The sequence below is a fragment of the Exiguobacterium sp. H66 genome (genome assembly GCF_018618705.1).
Lineage (GTDB): Bacteria > Bacillota > Bacilli > Exiguobacteriales > Exiguobacteriaceae > Exiguobacterium_A > Exiguobacterium_A oxidotolerans.
In genome coordinates this window covers 1-1,049 of sequence record NZ_JACSMQ010000021.1, presented here as the reverse complement: position 1 = coordinate 1,049, position 1,049 = coordinate 1, and the positions used below count along the sequence as shown (strand labels likewise).

Annotated in this window: 6 tRNA genes and 2 rRNA genes; all 8 read right to left on the bottom strand. The window is 49.1% G+C overall.

The features are described 5' to 3' along the window. Positions 1-139: 139 nt before the first annotated feature. Positions 140-215 (bottom strand) — tRNA-Ala (locus KNP88_RS15575). 22 nt (positions 216-237) lie between these two features. Further along, positions 238-314, bottom strand: a tRNA-Pro gene (locus tag KNP88_RS15570). Positions 315-320: 6 nt separating this feature from the next. Beyond that, positions 321-394, bottom strand: a tRNA-Arg gene (locus KNP88_RS15565). Between the two features lie 37 nt (positions 395-431). Beyond that, positions 432-518: transfer RNA gene (locus KNP88_RS15560), tRNA-Leu, on the bottom strand. A 61-nt stretch (positions 519-579) separates the two neighbouring features. Further along, positions 580-655 (bottom strand) — tRNA-Thr (locus KNP88_RS15555). Positions 656-670: 15 nt separating this feature from the next. After that, positions 671-746, bottom strand: a tRNA-Val gene (locus KNP88_RS15550). 8 nt (positions 747-754) lie between these two features. Continuing rightward, positions 755-870, bottom strand: a 5S ribosomal RNA gene (gene rrf, locus KNP88_RS15545). Between the two features lie 93 nt (positions 871-963). After that, a 23S ribosomal RNA gene (locus KNP88_RS15540) occupies positions 964-1,049 on the bottom strand; the annotation flags it as partial.

Below are 1,049 nucleotides of genomic sequence, written 5' to 3'. Positions count from 1 at the left end.
TCTCCATAAAGTGTTTGACTTGCTCGTTTTTGTGACTAAAAGTCACGTTGACGAAGCTTGCGCTTCATTCATTGTTTGTATCCGAAGATACGTTTTTTGCCTCATCGTTCAGTTTTCAAAGTTCGTCAAAGATAAAATTTGGTGGAGCCTAGCGGGATCGAACCGCTGACCTCCTGCGTGCAAGGCAGGCGCTCTCCCAGCTGAGCTAAGGCCCCATTAAAGGGATTAAATTGAAGATGGTCGGGAAGACAGGATTCGAACCTGCGACCCCTTGGTCCCAAACCAAGTGCTCTACCAAGCTGAGCTACTTCCCGAAAAAGTGCACCCTGAGAGATTCGAACTCCCGACCCCTTGATTCGTAGTCAAGTACTCTATCCAGCTGAGCTAAGGGTGCGGGGTATAATGGATCAAACAGTTATTAAAATTAAAAATGGTACCGAGGGCCGGAATCGAACCGGCACGGGGAAACCCCCGCAGGATTTTAAGTCCTGTGCGTCTACCAGTTCCGCCACCCCGGCAGGGTTTTAAAGGTAGAACCTAAATTCTAATTCAGAATCTTCGGTGATATTTAAATGAAAATGGTGCCGGCAACAGGAGTCGAACCCGCGACCTACTGATTACAAGTCAGTTGCTCTACCAGCTGAGCTACACCGGCAAGTGTAAATAAAAATGGTGGAGGATGACGGGATCGAACCGCCGACCCTCTGCTTGTAAGGCAGATGCTCTCCCAGCTGAGCTAATCCTCCATATGTACGCCTGGCAGCGTCCTATCCTCACAGGGGGAAGCCCCCAACTACTTTCGGCGTTCAAGTGCTTAACTTCCGTGTTCGGCATGGGAACGGGTGTGACCACTTGGCTATCGCCACCAGACATCTATTATCTTAACATTATGTTTCCATAACGTCAAGCACTTTTTTTGAAAGGCTCGCGCCCTCAAAACTGAAGTCATCAACAATCATCTGCTAGAACAAGGCCTCGACCGATTAGTATCACTCAGCTCCGCATGTCGCCATGCTTCCACCCGTGACCTATCTACCTCATCGTCTCTG